The organism is Salinicola sp. V024 (genome assembly GCF_052645315.1).
The window spans coordinates 38,753-55,856 of the sequence record NZ_JBQXYB010000005.1; the positions used below are offsets into that span (position 1 = coordinate 38,753).

At 46.6% G+C, this 17,104-nt stretch carries 18 protein-coding genes; 13 read left to right on the forward strand and 5 right to left on the reverse strand.

The annotated features are described in order from the left end of the window. Positions 1-5: 5 nt before the first annotated feature. Positions 6-2,591 (reverse strand): leucine--tRNA ligase, encoded by a 2,586-nt coding sequence (gene leuS, locus ACUN9V_RS09485; RefSeq protein ID WP_445511210.1) that lies wholly within the window; start codon positions 2,589-2,591, stop codon positions 6-8. Positions 2,592-2,788: 197 nt separating this feature from the next. On the opposite strand from leuS, the gene ACUN9V_RS09490 reads away from it, so the two are divergent. Continuing rightward, entirely contained in the window at positions 2,789-3,331 is a 543-nt protein-coding gene (locus ACUN9V_RS09490; protein ID WP_075561952.1) for a zinc ribbon-containing protein, read from the forward strand. 81 nt (positions 3,332-3,412) lie between these two features. Here ACUN9V_RS09490 and ACUN9V_RS09495 read toward each other — a convergent pair whose 3' ends face one another. Then, positions 3,413-3,991 (reverse strand): MFS transporter, encoded by a 579-nt coding sequence (locus ACUN9V_RS09495; protein ID WP_445511211.1) that lies wholly within the window; start codon positions 3,989-3,991, stop codon positions 3,413-3,415. A 17-nt stretch (positions 3,992-4,008) separates the two neighbouring features. On the opposite strand from ACUN9V_RS09495, the gene ACUN9V_RS09500 reads away from it, so the two are divergent. From ACUN9V_RS09500 to ACUN9V_RS09520, 5 genes are read left to right on the forward strand one after another with little or no spacing between them, the layout of a single operon-like run. Beyond that, complete coding sequence (locus ACUN9V_RS09500) at positions 4,009-5,643, forward strand: recombinase family protein (protein ID WP_445511212.1); 1,635 nt, start codon at positions 4,009-4,011, stop codon at positions 5,641-5,643. Then, positions 5,640-6,287, forward strand: a complete 648-nt coding sequence (locus ACUN9V_RS09505) for a hypothetical protein (protein WP_445511213.1) — start codon at positions 5,640-5,642, stop codon at positions 6,285-6,287. Before ACUN9V_RS09500 ends, ACUN9V_RS09505 begins: the two co-directional genes overlap by 4 nt. Before the next feature lie 32 nt (positions 6,288-6,319). After that, positions 6,320-6,784, forward strand: a complete 465-nt coding sequence (locus tag ACUN9V_RS09510; protein WP_445511214.1) for a crossover junction endodeoxyribonuclease RuvC — start codon at positions 6,320-6,322, stop codon at positions 6,782-6,784. Between the two features lie 42 nt (positions 6,785-6,826). Beyond that, the gene (locus ACUN9V_RS09515; RefSeq protein WP_445511215.1) at positions 6,827-7,195 is read left to right on the forward strand and encodes a histone-like nucleoid-structuring protein, MvaT/MvaU family; all 369 of its coding nucleotides are present in this window, start codon (positions 6,827-6,829) and stop codon (positions 7,193-7,195) included. Positions 7,196-7,255: 60 nt separating this feature from the next. Beyond that, entirely contained in the window at positions 7,256-7,858 is a 603-nt protein-coding gene (locus tag ACUN9V_RS09520; RefSeq protein ID WP_445511216.1) for a hypothetical protein, read from the forward strand. A gap of 683 nt (positions 7,859-8,541) precedes the next feature. Here ACUN9V_RS09520 and ACUN9V_RS09525 read toward each other — a convergent pair. Beyond that, complete coding sequence (locus tag ACUN9V_RS09525; protein ID WP_445511217.1) at positions 8,542-8,928, reverse strand: hypothetical protein; 387 nt, start codon at positions 8,926-8,928, stop codon at positions 8,542-8,544. Positions 8,929-9,167: 239 nt separating this feature from the next. Further along, a complete protein-coding gene (locus ACUN9V_RS09530) occupies positions 9,168-10,640 on the reverse strand; it encodes a hypothetical protein (protein ID WP_445511218.1) in 1,473 nt (490 codons plus the stop codon). Positions 10,641-11,358: 718 nt separating this feature from the next. Here ACUN9V_RS09530 and ACUN9V_RS09535 point away from each other — a divergent pair. The 4 genes from ACUN9V_RS09535 (at position 11,359) to ACUN9V_RS09550 (ending at position 13,725) form a co-directional block, all read left to right on the forward strand. Next, a complete protein-coding gene (locus ACUN9V_RS09535) occupies positions 11,359-11,736 on the forward strand; it encodes a hypothetical protein (protein WP_445511219.1) in 378 nt (125 codons plus the stop codon). Between the two features lie 58 nt (positions 11,737-11,794). Further along, the gene (locus ACUN9V_RS09540; RefSeq protein ID WP_445511220.1) at positions 11,795-12,280 is read left to right on the forward strand and encodes a lysis system i-spanin subunit Rz; all 486 of its coding nucleotides are present in this window, start codon (positions 11,795-11,797) and stop codon (positions 12,278-12,280) included. Between the two features lie 378 nt (positions 12,281-12,658). Continuing rightward, positions 12,659-12,847 carry a hypothetical protein gene (locus ACUN9V_RS09545; protein WP_445511221.1) on the forward strand — a complete coding sequence of 63 codons (189 nt, stop codon included), beginning with the start codon at positions 12,659-12,661 and terminating at the stop codon, positions 12,845-12,847. 410 nt (positions 12,848-13,257) lie between these two features. After that, positions 13,258-13,725, forward strand: coding sequence for a lysozyme (locus ACUN9V_RS09550; RefSeq protein WP_445511222.1), 468 nt, complete (start codon positions 13,258-13,260; stop codon positions 13,723-13,725). 19 nt (positions 13,726-13,744) lie between these two features. On the opposite strand, the gene ACUN9V_RS09555 is transcribed toward ACUN9V_RS09550, so the two are convergent. Continuing rightward, positions 13,745-14,269 (reverse strand): hypothetical protein, encoded by a 525-nt coding sequence (locus ACUN9V_RS09555; RefSeq protein ID WP_445511223.1) that lies wholly within the window; start codon positions 14,267-14,269, stop codon positions 13,745-13,747. A gap of 34 nt (positions 14,270-14,303) precedes the next feature. Between ACUN9V_RS09555 and ACUN9V_RS09560 the strand changes: the two genes are divergently transcribed. The 3 genes from ACUN9V_RS09560 (at position 14,304) to ACUN9V_RS09570 (ending at position 17,072) form a co-directional block, all read left to right on the forward strand. Beyond that, positions 14,304-14,684, forward strand: a complete 381-nt coding sequence (locus ACUN9V_RS09560) for an HNH endonuclease signature motif containing protein (RefSeq protein WP_445511224.1) — start codon at positions 14,304-14,306, stop codon at positions 14,682-14,684. Positions 14,685-14,890: 206 nt separating this feature from the next. Further along, entirely contained in the window at positions 14,891-15,361 is a 471-nt protein-coding gene (locus ACUN9V_RS09565) for a phage terminase small subunit P27 family (protein ID WP_445511225.1), read from the forward strand. Continuing rightward, positions 15,333-17,072 carry a terminase large subunit gene (locus tag ACUN9V_RS09570; RefSeq protein ID WP_445511226.1) on the forward strand — a complete coding sequence of 580 codons (1,740 nt, stop codon included), beginning with the start codon at positions 15,333-15,335 and terminating at the stop codon, positions 17,070-17,072. The genes ACUN9V_RS09565 and ACUN9V_RS09570 overlap by 29 nt, the downstream gene beginning before the upstream one ends. The last annotated feature ends 32 nt before the right edge of the window (positions 17,073-17,104 follow it).

The window sequence follows — 17,104 nt, forward strand, 5'->3', positions numbered from 1 at the left end:
ACGACTCAGTTAGCAACAATATTGACCAGTTTACCGGGAACGACGATGACCTTGCGCACGGTCTTGCCTTCGACATGACGCTGCACGTTTTCTTCTGCCAAGGCCAACGACTCAACCGCTGACTTGTCGGCTGCCGCCGGCACGTCGAGTCGAGCTCGCAGCTTGCCGTTGACCTGCACCACCAGTTCGACGCTGGCCTTGACCAGGGCCTCATCGTCCACCACCGGCCAGCTCGCATCGATCACCGGCGTCTGGTGACCCAGCGACTGCCAAAGCGCGTGACAGACGTGCGGCGTGATCGGCGAGAGCAGCAATACGCAGGCTTCGATAGCCTCGCGACTGACCGCAAGGCCTTGCGGCGACGTGTCGTCGAAACGCCCCAGCGCGTTGGTCAGCTCCATCACCGCCGCGATCGCGGTATTGAACGTGGTTCGACGGCCAATGTCGTCACCCGCCTTGGCGATGGTCTCGTGGGTCTTGCGGCGCAGATCTTTCTGCGCGTCATCCAGCACGGCCACGTCGAGTGACGCCGGCGTACCCGCCGCAACATGATCGGCGACCAGCTTCCACAGCCGCTTGAGAAAGCGATGGGAGCCTTCGACGCCGGAATCCGACCACTCCAGGGATTGCTCCGGCGGGGCGGCGAACATCACGAACAGGCGTACGGTATCGGCACCGAAACGATCGATCATCGCCTGCGGGTCGACACCGTTGTTCTTCGACTTGGACATCTTCTCGATGCCGCCCATGGTCACCGGCTGGCCATCGTCGATCAGTCTGGCACTGATCGGACGGCCCTTGTCGTCACGGTCGACCTCGACATCGGCAGGATTGAACCACGCCTTGCCGCCGTTGGTTTCTTCGCGATAGAAGGTCTCGGCGATCACCATGCCCTGGGTCAGCAGGCGCTGGAAGGGCTCGTCGCTATTGACCAGGCCTTCGTCGCGCATCAGCTTGTGAAAGAACCGGGCGTAGAGCAGGTGCAGGATCGCGTGCTCGATACCGCCGATGTAGAGATCCACCGGTAGCCAGTAGTTGGCGCGGTCGTCGAGCATCGCCTCCGGATTGTCGGCACAGCAGAAGCGGGCGTAGTACCAGGAAGACTCCATGAAGGTGTCGAAGGTATCGGTTTCCCGCGTCCAGCCATCACCCAGGTCGTAGAAGGACGGCATCTTCTTCAGCGGCGAGCCCGAGGCGTCGACTTCGACTTCCATCGGCAGCGCCACCGGCAGCTCGTCGTCGGTGAGCGGCACGGTCTGGCCTTCGGGGCCGTACTTGACTGGAATCGGCGCGCCCCAGTAGCGCTGGCGGGCGACGCCCCAGTCCCGCAGCCGGTATTGGGTCTTGATCCTGCCGCGGCCTTCGGACTCGAGTCGGGCGGCAACGGCAGTGAAGGCGGCTTCGAATTCGAGGCCGTCGAACTCGCCGGAGTGGATCAGTTTGCCATGATCGACGAAGGCACCCGCGGAAAGATCCGGCGTGCTGCCGTCAGCGTCGGCGATGACCGGCTGGATCGGCAGCGCGTACTTTGTGGCGAACTCCCAGTCGCGCTGATCGTGGGCAGGCACGGCCATGACAGCCCCGGTGCCGTACTCCATCAGCACGAAGTTGGCGACGAAGATCGGCACTTGCTGGCCGGTCAGCGGATGGATCGCACGATAACCAGTATCGCGGCCGCGCTTTTCCATGGTCGCCAGCTCGGCCTCGGAGTTGCCGCCTTGCTGACATTCGAGCAGGAATTCGGCCATCGCCGGATCCTGCTCCGCGGCGCGCTTCGCCAGCGGATGGCCAGCGGCCACCGCCATGTAAGTGACGCCATACAGCGTGTCGGGGCGGGTGGTGTAGACGTCGAGCCGGGCGTTGTCGTCCGCCGCATCCAGGCCGGCCACGTCGAAGCTCAGTTCGACGCCGCGGGACTTGCCGATCCAGTTGCGCTGCATGGTCTTGACCTGCTCGGGCCACTCGACCTTGTCGAGGTCGGCCAGCAGTTCATCGGCGTAGTCGGTGATCTTGAGAAACCACAGCGGGATCTCCTTGCGTTCGACACGCGCGCCGGAACGCCAGCCACGGCCGTCGATGACCTGCTCGTTGGCGAGTACCGTCTGGTCGACCGGGTCCCAGTTGACCGTCGACATCTTCTTGTAGACGACGCCTTTCTCGACCAGCTTGGCAAAGAACCACTGCTCCCAGCGGTAGTAGTCGACGTCGCAGGTCGCGAATTCACGATTCCAGTCATAGGCGAACCCCAGCGACTCGAGCTGGCTGCGCATGGCGTCGATGTTCTCGTAGGTCCACTTGCCCGGCGCTACGCGATTCTTGATCGCGGCGTTCTCGGCCGGCATGCCGAAGGCGTCCCAGCCCATCGGCTGCAGCACGTTCTTGCCCTGCATGCGCTGGAAACGCGTCACCACATCACCGATGGTGTAATTGCGCACATGACCCATATGCAGCTTGCCGCTGGGATAGGGGAACATCGACAGGCAATAGAACTTCTCGCGTGTCGCATCCTCGACGGCCTTGAAGCTCTGGTTCCGGTTCCAGTATTGCTGGGCGGCGTTTTCGATCGCTTGCGGGTTGTACTGTGCGTCCATCGGTTTGGTCAGGCACCTTGCGTTCGGCGTGTGGGAGCGCCAGAGTCCCCGCGAAAAGCTATACTCATTACAGACGAAAAGAAGCGGGGCCGGCTTGATTTTTCAGGGCCACAAGCATACCCCAGACCCATCGTCGCAAGTAAGAGCCTGGCATCAAGGCTGGGTGAATCGATCCGCAGCAGCAAAAGGGGATAGCCATGGATGAGCAACAGTCACGACCCGAGGCGCGTTCCCGTCTCAGCGAAGCCTATGAACGCATTCTGACCCGTTTGAAGGACGGCGGCGGAGAACTCTCCTGGGACAGCTTTCAGCACGAGCTCGACGAGGCGGTCGCGTTCGAGTCCGAGTTCGAAGAGTTCACCAAGGACGAGGCGGCGCTACTGCGTGCCTGGGTCGAGCGGGACATGCGAGATTTTCGCCAGTATCTGGCCAGAGGTGGCGAGGGCATCGCGACTTGGCTTGGGATCGATCTCGACGTGCTCTCGCGCCGAGTCAGCGAAGCGCTGTTCTCGATCGCCGATCGCACCACCATCGATCGCGAACGCTTCGATGACGACCTGGAAGCGGCTCGGGCCGACTACACCGCCGGCGAAGTGGCGCTGCCGGGACGCATGAACTGCGTTCACTGTGGCGTCGGCGTGCTGCTCGATCAGGTCGCGCGGCTGGACGCCTGCCACGCCTGCGGACATCGCTACTTCCAGCGCGTTTCCGGGATGCCGCAATCCGAATCGCGGCCCTGAGGCCGCTTTATCGACGCTCACGACTGGCGGCTCGGCACTCGCCAGTCGTGGGCGTGTCAGCTAGGGGCACGGCTTGGCAAATCAGGTCGTGGGCCGCATGAAGGGTTCCGGGGCGTGGCGCCATTCGGACTCATCGGCATCCAGTGCGCGGTGGGAAGATTCCGGCAGGCGCAGCCCTCCCCACATGGCCAATAGCGTGATCGCGATCAGATAGATCGCTGGCGACAGATTGTTGCCGGTGCGTTCGATCAACCAGGTTGCCACCAGAGGCGCCGTCCCGCCGAAGATCGTATACGAGACGTTGTAGCAGAGTGCCGAGGCGGTATAGCGCACCCGGGTCGGAAACTGCTCCGACAGCAGTACCGCCGTGACCACGCCGCAGATCACCGCGCCCACCGCCATCAGCATCGCGCCGATCAGCGATGCCCACCATTCGCCGCTCCCGGCCAGCGTATAGGCGGGAAAGACCGCCACGATCAGACACGTCCCCGCCGTCAGGATCGTCTTGCGACGTCCGACACGGTCGGCATATCGCCCGACGAACGGACATAGCGCCGCCGCGAAAATCAACGCGCCTAGGCTGGCCAGCAGCGCGGTGGTTCGCGACGCGTGACCCACGACCTGCATGTAGGTGAAGAATGATAGACTGTAGTGAACCACGATTACAGGCTAGCGTCATGGCTCAGGCAATCAGCTATATCCGCTTCTCAAGCGCCCTACAGCGGGGCGGTTCATCTACAGATCGCCAGTCTCGCATGATCTCCGAATGGCTGAAAGCTCATCCTGATGTCGCCCTTTCTCCGATCAGCGCCAGCGACGAGGGGAGAAGCGGCTTTAGCGGGGCACACCTACAGCATGGCTTAGGTCAGATTCTCGCAGCTATAGAAGATGGCAAGATAGCTGCCGGGGATTTTATCTTAATAGAAGCTATGGACCGTCTCGGACGACTGGCACCGCTCGAAATGCTGTCGCTGCTGCAACGGATCGTCGGCGCTGGGGTAAATGTCGTAACGCTTGAAGACTCTCAGACGTATTCGAAAGAAAGCTTGAACGAGAAAATCGGGGATTTGTTTATTCTCGTCGGTAAAATTTCTCAAGCGCACGAATATTCAAAAAATCTATCTAGACGTATGAAAGCTGCTTATGAATCGAAACGGCAGAAAGCGAAAGACGGGGAAACGATCAAACGTTATACGCCGTACTGGCTAACATCTGATGGAAAAATAATTGAAGAATGGAAAGAGGGAATAGAGCGAGTAGTTGAATACTATTTGAAAGGGTGGGGGCCGCGAAATATCGTCATTGAGCTAGTTTCAAAAAATTTGATTCCTGAAAATACGACGACACAATCCGTTAGAAAATGGCTCAGATCAAAAGCGCTTGTAGGCTCTTGGGATAACAACGGCGATGAGATTGAAAACGTTGTCGATGCTGTGATTGATCGTGAAACGTTCTATCGTGTGCAAACAGAAATCAAAAGACGTGAAGTGGATCATAGCCCGCGATCTACGTTCAAATTGTCCGGTCTGATCAAATGCAAAGAATGTGGTAGTTCGTACTACATCACCAAAAAAATGGTGAAGGGCTACCCCCAGCATTCAGCAAAATGCTTAGGACGTGAAAAGAAAGGCGCTGATTTTTGTTCAAATAATCGGCAGCTACCATATGTAGTTCTACTATATGCTCTAGATTCGTATTTGCCGGAACAGTTGTCACAGTTAGCATACGACTCTTCTCTAGATGAAGAGTTGCAGAAAATCGATGGTCTGAAATCTGAGAGAGCAGCAATCGATACGCAATTGAATACAGTGCTCGATATGCTGTTATCAATGCCTGAACAATCGAATCTGAAAGAGCGTTTCGAAGTTCTATCGAAAGTCAAAGATGAAATAGAAAATAAAATAGCTACCTTAGAAATCGCTTTAGTTGATAGAAGCGCTAGCGTCTCATTAGACAATATCCTTACGACAGCTAATGACGATCTAGATTCTATTTTGTCTGACGACATAGCTACACGCGAAGCCCTGAAAAAAACAAATTGGAGAATCACCGCATTTGAGAACAAATTTTCAGTCAATGTTGGTGCTGCTGGTGTGATAAATTGCGAAATAGTAAAGCGTCGAGCGAAATTTAATGCGTTATACGTTACTTTCACGATTCCGGGATATGAGATTTTTAACGAATCTACAGATGAGTTCGATAAAGTTGACACGGAAACGTGGTGGCTAGCATTTGATAAAAATGGGTTGATAGCTAGTGCCGACAGTGAAACAGAATTAGAAAACCAATTTGAAAAAGAAGAATGGAAATGAGCTCTTTATATGTGATTTATGGACAGTTAGCCATAGCAGCGGCTGGGGTGGTGATTCAGATGTTAGTTGCACGCCTCAATAATAAATCTACTGAAAAACGGGCAAGAGATACATTAGAAGTTCGAAAGTTAGAGTCTGCACGTTCTGTAAATGCCTTCATTGCTGACAAGCGGCAAATATGGATTGATGAATTAAGGAAAGACATGGCCCACTACCTCGCTCTTTCCCAAGAAATTGCTTGGAAATGGGACGCATGTCGCGCAGAAGTAGATGAGTATTACGACGAGCTGATTTTAACAACGAACAATGAAAGTCTAGTTGTCGAAATGGTTAATGAGTTCAGAATAAAAAAGGTAAGAGAAATGTCAGAGATTAACGGCCAAAATGACCGCCTGCATCAAGAAACGCATATCAGAATTAAATTTAGACTTAACCCAAGAGAAGATGAGCATATTAACCTGAGGGTGATGATGGATAATATGCGTATAGACCTGAGTGTAATTCAGTCAGAGACTTTTCATGCCAAGCACGCCGAGCTGATTAATTCGGTAATAAATAAAGTTGAAGAAGGTTCGCGTCTAACGGAAATCATTTTGAAAAAAGAATGGGAGAAAGTGAAAGCAGAAGTAAAGGCTTATGAGTAAAGCTAAATACCCTCAAATAAGAGGGTATTTTTTTGTCAAAAATTATGGGAATCGATCAGAGCTTTACGAATAGCGGCATCGTCATCATAGACGATGGTCAGATGACCTATCACGAAGTCATCAAATCAGATAAGAATCAATCGCGTTTGATCAGAGCGCAGTCAATCGCTCAACGTGTACTAGAGATAGCAATCGAGTATCAGATAGACAGCGTGAGAATCGAAGGGCTATCGCTCGGATCAATCAGCAGCAGCACACGCGATCTGGCGGGACTTCAATTCCTTATTCTAGATCGCCTGACAACGATAGCTCTAGAGCCCGCCATCATCGCGCCAACGTCTCTAAAGAAAGTATTCAGCGGCAATGGCAGAGCATCGAAAGACGATATGCTAGACGCAGTGCCTGACGCTGCTAGAGCTATATTCAACAAAATTCCGAAAAGCCGTGGGCGCTATGATCTAGCTGACGCATATGCTCTTGCATCGATAATAATGTGATGCTATAAAACGCTAAATCATCAAACGTAGAGAGTTTTAAGAATGGCAAAGTCACAGCTAGCAACATACACAGAGAAAGAAGCGCTACTGAAAAAATTGCAGGCTGAATTGTTAGCGCTCGAATCGAATGAAGATTTTAAGAAAGACATTGAATTTAAAGAAAAACTTGAAGCGCTCATGAAGAAATACGAGAAGAGCGAGCGTGACGTAACGGAAATGCTGAATCCGTCGACAGAGCAGCAGAGCGCCAGCGGCGGAATGCGTCGGAAGCGGAAACTAAAAATCTACAAAAATCCGCATACGAGCGAAGTCGTCGAAACGCGAGGGGGGAATCATAAGACGTTGAAACATTGGAAAGCTGAACACGGTGATGAGACGGTGGAAAGCTGGCTCGTAGAAGAACGTGATTAACTGATAGCTTTAGCAATGGAGCCCCCTTTTGGGGGCTTTTTTGTGATCTAGGAAAACCTTATGGATTCGAGCTTTTGGGGTGCAGTCGCCGGAGCGAGTCTGACCGGAATTTTCACGCTCATAGCAGGGTGGGTATTGTTCCAGCAAAGACTAAAATGGGATGTATCTTACAGACAATTTGAAAAAATAATTTCAATTTTCTCTGACGCTGAATATTACTACTCGCAAGTAGAGATATATTTTCGTAATGAATTTTTCGAATATAACGACGAACCTACATTTCAGACTGATTATGAATTTGGCGATCTACTGGCAAGGATATATAAAGAAGAGATTGCGTTAAATGACGTGATCGCTTTGAATTACATGTTCATGTCAAAAGAATTCAGACAAATTTTAGGCGAGTTCATAAAGAAAATGAAAGACGAGCAAGATAATCTTGATGCTACGTTGCAAGACTTGCAGATGAACCAAGATTTCAGGGCTAGTGAGTTAGATAGAACTCATCAAGAACTGAAAACGGTAAGAGCAAAAATAAATTTAATTAGAAATCATCGCACGGCAATTTCTAAAGAAATATCCCTCTCTTTAAGCCCAACGTACACGCCGAAGAAATGGTTGTCTAGCAATGTCAAATACATTAAGGGTGTTATTAAGAAATAGCCCCTAGCGGGGCTGTTTCATTTTTCAATTATCTTTGACTAAATTCAGACCAAGATTTCGTGAATTTCCGGCGGTTGTCATCGAGCGACAGCGCTTGCAGGTTGTCGAGTGAGTGTATGAACTGAACATCACGCCAGCCGTGTTTTTTGAAAGTCGCTATAGGCACGATGTGATCGATTGACCATTCGATTCCCCATGCGTCCCATGTCCAGCCGTTAGCCATCATAGCGGGCTTTAGGTGCGCTATAAGGTCGTCAGCAGTGTACCCGAGATGGTCCCATGGGTTACCCCACGCTTTGCGCTCGATGCGGTTGAGCATACGCGTTGCGAGACGAGTTAGACGACGATCTAGAGAGCCGTAGTAGCGCTGATAGTACTGTGACTGTGTAGCTCTTCTACGTGCGTACTGCACAGCGTTGTGTCGAGCGTTTGCAGCGTCAGAGCATGATACACAGCGATTTGTAGCGATGTAGCGAAGAGTCGACGCGCATTTTTTGCATGCTATTTTAGATTCGAATTTGTTTGATTTGATAGATTGTTTTGACATGTGAACATCTCCTTTTCATTGTTCACATGTATTTATTACTGGTTTCAATAATTTATAACCGGTTATAATGAATATCGAGAATAGCTAAATATCTGTGTAGTTTTGACATAGTTACATCCTCCTAAAGAAAAAGCCCTCAGTTAAGGGCTTTTTTATTTTCCTCTTTTCGTTGCCTAACCTGACGCGGCGACATCATGTTAGCTCTGTTATAGATAACATCCTCTAGCTCTAGTCTAAATGATTCGTATATCTCGGCAGATTGCACGATTTCTAAAACCTGTTCTAAAGTAAAATCTTTGCGTTTGACGCCTAATCTGAAAAAGACTTCCGCATGTTCGATAAATTTAGGATTGCTGTCTCTTAATGTCGTCATGAATTCCCAGTGGTTAGCTCTACCATTCATATTGAATTCAGAAAGTATTTCGGTTTTCTCAAAATACTGACAGACTCCGGTTTTTATCTGACCGGTTTTGAAATTTCGGATTACGTATAGAACAGAGTCGAGATGATTGTGATGTGACATAGTTTCTCCTTTTTTATTGTTTCTTGCGAACGTTGTACGCATGCCGCGAATTCTCAATATTCTTTATAAAATCTCTATTGACAGCACTATCATTTTGAATCGCTGCGTTAACTAATGATTCGACAACGCATGAGACAGTAGAATCATGTTGATCAGCTAAAAGCACTATTGTGTGAAAAACGTTGCTGTCTAGAGTTTGGTGATATGATTTGCGAGCCATTATATTACCTCCAGGGTTATTAGTTGTTGGCTATGATTGTGTCTTGTGAATAGTACGTGTTCATGATGTCTACGTATTGAGAGTAAGAACGTGGTTTTAGGCGTATCCCTGATTTCAATTGACTCTCTTTATATGAGCGAGTTTTGACAACCGCTCGAGGAATTACAGTCGAGCGGTTGCGCTCAACGATGCTCTCAATTTGTTGAACCGATTCACGAACTACGGTAGCGTTTGGAAATTTGGCTTTAAGATAATCTGCGCGCCTTTTGTCGACTACGAATAAATCAACTCGAATATCAGACATATCTCGATTACGAATAATAGTTCTGTTGCAAAATTGGTTGCACGACATAACATTTCGCTCGAAGTCAATTTCAGCCCGATTGACTCCGAAGACATCATTTAGCGCGTGAATTTCGCTGCTATCTGCGTTAGCACTACTCACACAAATAGCGTTAGCGACAGTATCGAAATCGTTCAAACCATGCGGGGTGTTAACGACAGGAATGGAAAATAGATACTCGTATTTGCTATTACAGTTAGCGATTGCCCGCGCATTGCCGATTTTACTCATCGCATCTTGAATAACGTAATGCTGAATGCCGTGACCACGATTATTAAACCAGTTTTTATTTGGATCAGAGTTATCACGCTTAGCAGCGGTCCAATTTTCGTCGATGTAATAGTGAATAAACACATTCTCGCGTTCGTTTACTACTGGCCCCATCGACACGTCATTGAATGTGAAACCCGCATTCTTCATCACATAGTAAGATTCAGATAGTGTAAAATCAGCAGATAGAATCTTAACGCTATTGAATTGCTCTAAAACCGATGCGTTTATAATTGATCCAGCAGTTAGTAGGGTAGTGCGCTTTTCTAGTGCCTCATCGATGCTGATGAAATTTTCTAGTCTGAATTTGGGGATATATGTCGTATGTGACGCAGACAAGACGAACGTAAAAAAATCTTTAATGTTTGATGCTTCGAATAGATCGTCATGCTCACTACCTGCTAGCAGGGCTTCAACCTGAGTACGTTTGCCGTTTTTCACTGTGACTGAATACCGCGATTCGTCTGCTGACACGAAATTCAGGTATGACGTGATTAGATCGAAACTAGATTTGTAGATCGATAGTGCGTGAGCTTTGTGAAATGACATCGATTCGTCAATGCTTAGATCATACTCATTGAACATCGAAAGACCGCGAAATAGAGCTAATTTGAACGTGGCGTGGGTCGATATGATGACTGAAGCGCTCGACTGCATGATCTCATTACAGAATGCATGAGTAGTAGAGCCGGTAACGCTATCGCCGTGGATGACTTTAACTGATAGGTGGGGATTTAGTAGCTGTAGTAATTTTTGCTGTTCTTTAGCTAGATCGATAGACGGGACTAGATGAATGGTTTGTCTTTTAGATTGTGCTAATCGCTTTAGCTGTGTGTATGACTTGCCGAATCCGGCACGAGTTTGGTCGTAATCTAACATTTTTGTTTTTACACTCCGGTATTTTTCAATGCTGTACTGTTATTTAGCCCTCGATTTGAATAATTAAACATGGATTTAATTTCAACTGGCTATGACTAATGTTCTCATGAAATGTTGATTCGTCAAGTCTTCAAAGTAAGATTTGAGCGCCCACTATTGAGATTGTATTTTTTAGGACTTTTTTCTATATATATATAGGAAAAGGTCCCATTTTTTAATAAACGTAATTCCTAATGAATGGATGCCAATTGGCAGGGGTAGGGGTTTCAGTAGCGAAAGCGAAACGGGGTTGGGGTTGTGCGTAGCACATATTGAGAAAGAACATCGAAAAACATGTTGCTGTGCTCGTGAACTCACACATCAAAGCGATCTCACATTGTCTCGTGATAAAAACACATCACATCGACAATGCATTATCGCATATCAACCCCAAAAGCGTTTGTACTGACGTACAGAAACCCACAAACCCAAATGACGAATCAACGTTTCATGAGGTGATAACGTCAAAACCAAAACGTGACAGAGAGAATGAACGCAATAGCGGGCGTTCAAATAGGGCTTCTATTTTGCCCCACATTGAACGATCTCACATTAACCAATGCCATTGCCTGCATATCAACGAAAATCGAACAGAACGGCTCACAGAGCGATATACCTAGATCACGTGGAAACTAAATACAGGTACGAATTAAAATAATAATAACGAGAATAGAAATTCATGGATTACATAACGCCATTTTTAATAATTTTCGGCATCACGCCACCTTTCCTTTTTGCCGGTGTAGTCGCAGCAGTGCTACGCGTGCTGATACTAGCTCGCTACCCACCACCGCCACGCCCACCATTTCTAGAGACGCTCAGACAGGCACTAGTAGCATTCATACTGATCATCAGCATAAACCCTTTCGCAATCTATGCAGGTGTCGATCCCGCGCTAATAGTTCCAATTGCGATAGCTCTTGCATTATCTGGACCCGAAAATTCCGCTAGGTATTGCGTCAGATTCATCAAGCTATTTTTACCTGAAACATTCAGACAAAAAGTCGAGGATTTAGAAAAACGTGACAAGGAATTGACAAAGAAAGAAAGGGAATAAAACCGCTTTTAATGTTGTCGAAACGGTTTCATAACTACAGACAACGAGGAAAACAAAAATGTTCATAGCAAAATTACTAAGATTTTTTGGATCACATATCACAGCAATCATTATCGCAGTTCTATTATCGTTCAATTTTCTACAAGCGATACAAATTTATCAGCTACAAGATAACGTATCAGAGCTACGTCAGGAGAAAATTGAAATGCAACGTGATTCACTAAATCAGACAATCAAAATTCAAGATGAATACAGCGAGAAAATTGATGAAATTTATAAAAAATACAATCAACAAATTGAAGACATACGCACTTCCAAAAATAGGCTTATTGATGATTTTAACGCTCAGCGTCTCAAGCTGCGCTCAGACATCGCAACAGCAAACGTATCTGCGAACGAGTTATCACGTAGCGCCCAGTCTGCTAGTCAAACGCAATGCAGACTATCAACAAAATTTGTCGAATCTCTTATTCGAGAAGCAGCAAGAGCAGACACAACAACAGAACAATTGAATGCCCTAATAGACGCTGTAGAGGCTCTGTGAGACATTTTAGGTATTGACAGTGCAATTGTCGGAATAAATAATAAACCGCTTAGGGCACTACATAGAGAGGAATAATAAATGAACGATTCGAGGTTAACATCATTGGATATAGCGAAAACTGCGATCAACAATTCAGCGAAAATAGAATTGAGGTCTCCGATTTGTTACACAGATTTTTTGAATAGTATTCAGCAAACGATGACGGATGATGAAATTAACGCAATAACTTTCGATGATATGTTCGATGCATACAAGACATTTTACGAGTACATCGTATCGTGATTAGCTGCATAGGATGTAGAGAAAGGCGCGATAAAATAAAGAAATACATAGACGATTTCAGAGAAAACGTTAAACGAATGAAAGAGAAAAATAATAATGAGCAACGAACAGGTAGACAGACTAATAGCAGCGATGACAGATCAAACACGAGCAATTGATGAGCTAGTTAGAGTTGTGGACGAGCAGAACATGATGTTGAATCATAGCAGCGATGAAGATATAGAGAAAGATTATATTGAAATAAAAAAAATGAACGGGAAAATTTTAAGAGTTCCAAAGAAATGATTGAGCAATACTATTTTGTAAAATATCAGAAAGACGGCAGAGTTTACGCATGTATCTATAAACGGAATAGTCGATATGTAATGCTAGATCAATACTACTATTCAGAAGCAGAAATAATTTCAGTAGAGCTAATTCATACGATCAACGGTAAACCAATAGTCTCTATAGCTGGATCATTCAGAACGTACTTTCATTTAATTCTACGGTTCACGTCAGAGACTATCAGGTTTCTAGACAACGACGAAAAACAACATATATACAATCTACTATTAATCAAACAATATGCCACACATAAGCGCTCCTAAGCCTCTCTACGCCTTCCTGCTGACGGTAATTCGAACAATATAACAAAACCTCTCACACGGCTAGAATGGCCGCTTCTCGTGGATGTATTTTAGCTAAATACATTCATGAATATATACAATAAAACTAAAACAATTAGAAAGATATCAGATGACGGAATTCAACGTTTAATCAAACGTGAATCGGTAGAACTAACAGCATATCGAGATGTTGCTGGCGTTTGGACGATAGGTGTAGGTCATACAGGTAGTGACGTTTGTGACGGTCTCACGATCACTTATGAACGCGCTATCGAACTATTACACGCTGACATAGAGCGATTCGAGCACGCTGTAAACTCATCTATTGATGTCTATCTAGAACAGCATGAATTCAATGCTCTAGTATCACTCGCATTCAACATCGGCGTTCACGCATTCAATACATCGACAGTCGTCAGGCTCATCAATAGCGGTGACTTCCTAGGTGCTGCTGACGCTTTCTTAATGTGGCGCAAGGCAGGTGGTCGTGTCGTTCAAGGGCTTATCAATCGCCGCAAAGATGAAAGGGCACAGTTCTTAGGCGTCGGCTTATGAGCAAGTGGACGTATCATATCTAGATTCGCAATTTTATTTTCGCTAGTTTTAAAAAATTAAATGCGTCGTCATATGCTATCTTTTGCATTTCAAATATTTGTTCAGATTCTTGTAATTCTCGCTCTCTCGTTTCTTGATCATCGTTTCTACTCGTCTTGGTTGTCACAAAGCCATGTTCTGGAGTCGTGTATTTTGCGACAAGCATTAGCATATTTACCAAACTGCCATGCAATTTTACTAATTTCGATTGTAATTCAGCATCATGAAAACAAAATCCATCGGCGCTCTCAAGTAAAGATAATAGCCTATTTAGTTGTTTGTGTCTTTCTTGCTCTACGCCTGTATAGTACTCAGCTTCTTTCAAAAGAGACATCGCATCCTCATCTAAGAACCCTTTGACCTGATTATAGGTGGAGATGTCAGCATCTCTAGTTTGATCCCTTTGAATGCTGCGTATAGTCAGACGGTGAGTGAGCCAAGACGACACGATGCCCCCGCCGAGAAAACTAATCACTAGACCGCTAATTTCAATTCCATTAGGCATTGTTTCAATTCCTTCAAGATTGGAATCATCGAGGATGCATTTTCGACGTGGCGAAGTCAACCTAAATACCATTAAGGATATCGGAGAGGACGACATAAGTACTCACTCGCACTTATATAAAAAGTATCGCTGGCAGCAGTCACGCAAACGCTATCTATTTGAACATCCGCTATGCGCATTCTGTCTCGATGACGACATCTACATGCAAGCAACAGTCGTAGATCACATTATCCCGCATCGCGGCAACCTTGCTTTGTTCTGGGATGAGTCGAACTGGCAAGGACTATGCGCAACGTGTCACAGCAGTACGAAGCAACGCATGGAGAAAGGCGGTTCCCGCTTCATCGGTTGTGATGCGGACGGTAGGCCATTCGACCCGAAGCATAGCGCGTACGGATCGACTAAATACAAGTGAGAACTATTATCATAATAGTTCGTTAGCATTCGACCGAAAAACCACCGAAATTTAGCACGAATGCGACAAATTATCATTTAGGGGGCGGTACTCGCAAAATCTGGCGTATATCCACTCTCGACCGCGCTCCAGCATTCTTGTGCAACGTCGCGAAATGAAAAGGTGAATTAAGAAACACTGTTTTATAACTAGGAATAATAACGAAAATGGCAGGACGCAGACCGAAACCAACTGAAATCAAACGAGCCGCTGGCAATCCTGGCCGACGGCCGCTGAATGATGACGAGCCCGACACTGGCGCTATTCCGATCTATCCCCCGGCGCATCTATCGCCGCAGGCTGCGCAACTCTGGTCGTATATCGTCGGGCTCTACTCATCAACGACTGTCATTCAGCTATCAGACTCAACAGCGTTAGAGAGGCTCTGTGAGGTGTACGCAGAGATACGCGAGCTACAAGACATCATCGAACATCAGGGACGTGTGTTCACCGCAGTGGGACAAAACGGCTCAACGTTGATCAAGACGAATCCCGCTGTCTCCCAGCTACAGGAAGCAGACAAGCGCTTACGTCAATACCTAGTGGAATTCGGACTCACGCCGTCCAGCCGGACGCGAATAGGCGTATCTACTGGAAATAACAACGACAATGGCGACCCGCTCGACGAATTCCTATAAAAATATCAACGTCGAACATAGAGCCCATCAATACGCTGTAGACGTTCATTCAAAGAAAATAATAGCTGGCCCTGATATTCGCGCCGCTTGTAAACGCCATCTCGACGATCTCAAAAAATCCGACGAACGCGGTATCTACTACGACGAAGATTCAGCAGAACGTTGTTTCAGATTCTTCGAAAACGTCTTGAAATTATCAGGCGGTGAATTCGAAGCCCAGCCATTCAAATTGTTGAATTGGCAATGCTTTATTCTTGGAAATCTGTTTGGCTGGAAGCTTAAAGATAAAAATACTCGTCGATATAAGAGAGCATACGTAGAAACCGGCAAAGGATCGGGTAAATCCCCACTATCAGGCGGCATAGGGCTTTATGGGCTTATAGCTGACGGCGAGGGTTCACCGGAAATTTACGCAGCAGCATCGAAAAAAGATCAGGCCCAAGTACTTTATAGAGACGCGGTGTCAATGGTTCGTCAGAGCCCATCGTTACTATCTAAAATTACTATGTCTGGTCGTAATCCAGTCTGGAACATGACATACACAGGACCGAAAATAGGTACTGGATTCTTTAAACCAATATCTAGTGAAAATGGACAGTCTGGCCCACGTCCCCACATCGCATTGATTGATGAGCTACACGAACATAAAAATAATGACATCGTTGAAATGATGATCGCAGGGACGAAAGGCCGGTCACAGCCGCTAATTTTCATGATTACTAATAGCGGTTATGACAGAAACAGCGTGTGTTTTCACTATCATGAGTACGCTAGAAAAGTCGCTAAACAATCTGTGTCAGACCTTCATTTCTTTTCATTCATATGCTCGTTAGACAAGGGTGATGACCCTTTAAACGATGAGACTTGCTGGCAGAAATCTAACCCAAGTCTCGGACACACAATAAAATATGAATACTTGCGTGAACAGGTCGAACAAGCAAAAGGAATGCCGTCGAAAGAATCAATCGTTCTCAGATTAAATTTCTGTGTCTGGACAGATGCGGCTGACCCGTGGATAACAACAGAAAAGCTAGATTCAGTATTCAAAGATTTCGATATAGAAGAGCTTCGCGGTCAGCGTTGTTATGCAGGTCTCGATCTATCATCAACTAACGATCTAACAGCACTATCGTTATATTTTCCCGATTCTAAACGATTATTCTGTGAATTCTGGACTCCCGGCGACACGATACTAGATCGAGCTAGACGCGATAATGTCCCGTACGACTTATGGCGTAATCAAAAACATCTTTGGGCACCGTCAGGCGCTGTCATCGATTATCACGATGTAGCTTTACGAATCGCAGAACTACAGCAAATGTTCGATCTACGAATGATTGCTTTTGACCCTTGGAAAATTGAACGTCTAGCGAAAGAGTTAGACAAAATATCTTGCGAAATCTTACTAACTGAACATGCGCAAGGATTTAAACGTTCATCTAAAAACGGCTCGTGGATGCCACATTCTCTAGAAATTTTAGAGAAAGACATAATAGAAAATAAAATAGAATTTAAGAAAAACCCGGTTCTATTCTGGTGTTCAACTAATGCGGTCACAGAGTCAGATAGAAACTCTAATCGATCATTCGAAAAGCGAAAAGCTACCGGCAGAATTGACGGCATAGTTGCGGCAGCGATGGCACGCGGTATAGCTGAATTAGATATCGAATACGAAGATACGATAACAGAAAGCAGTTTTTACTTTTTCTAAAAAGCCTAAATAATAATAACAATAATAATAGG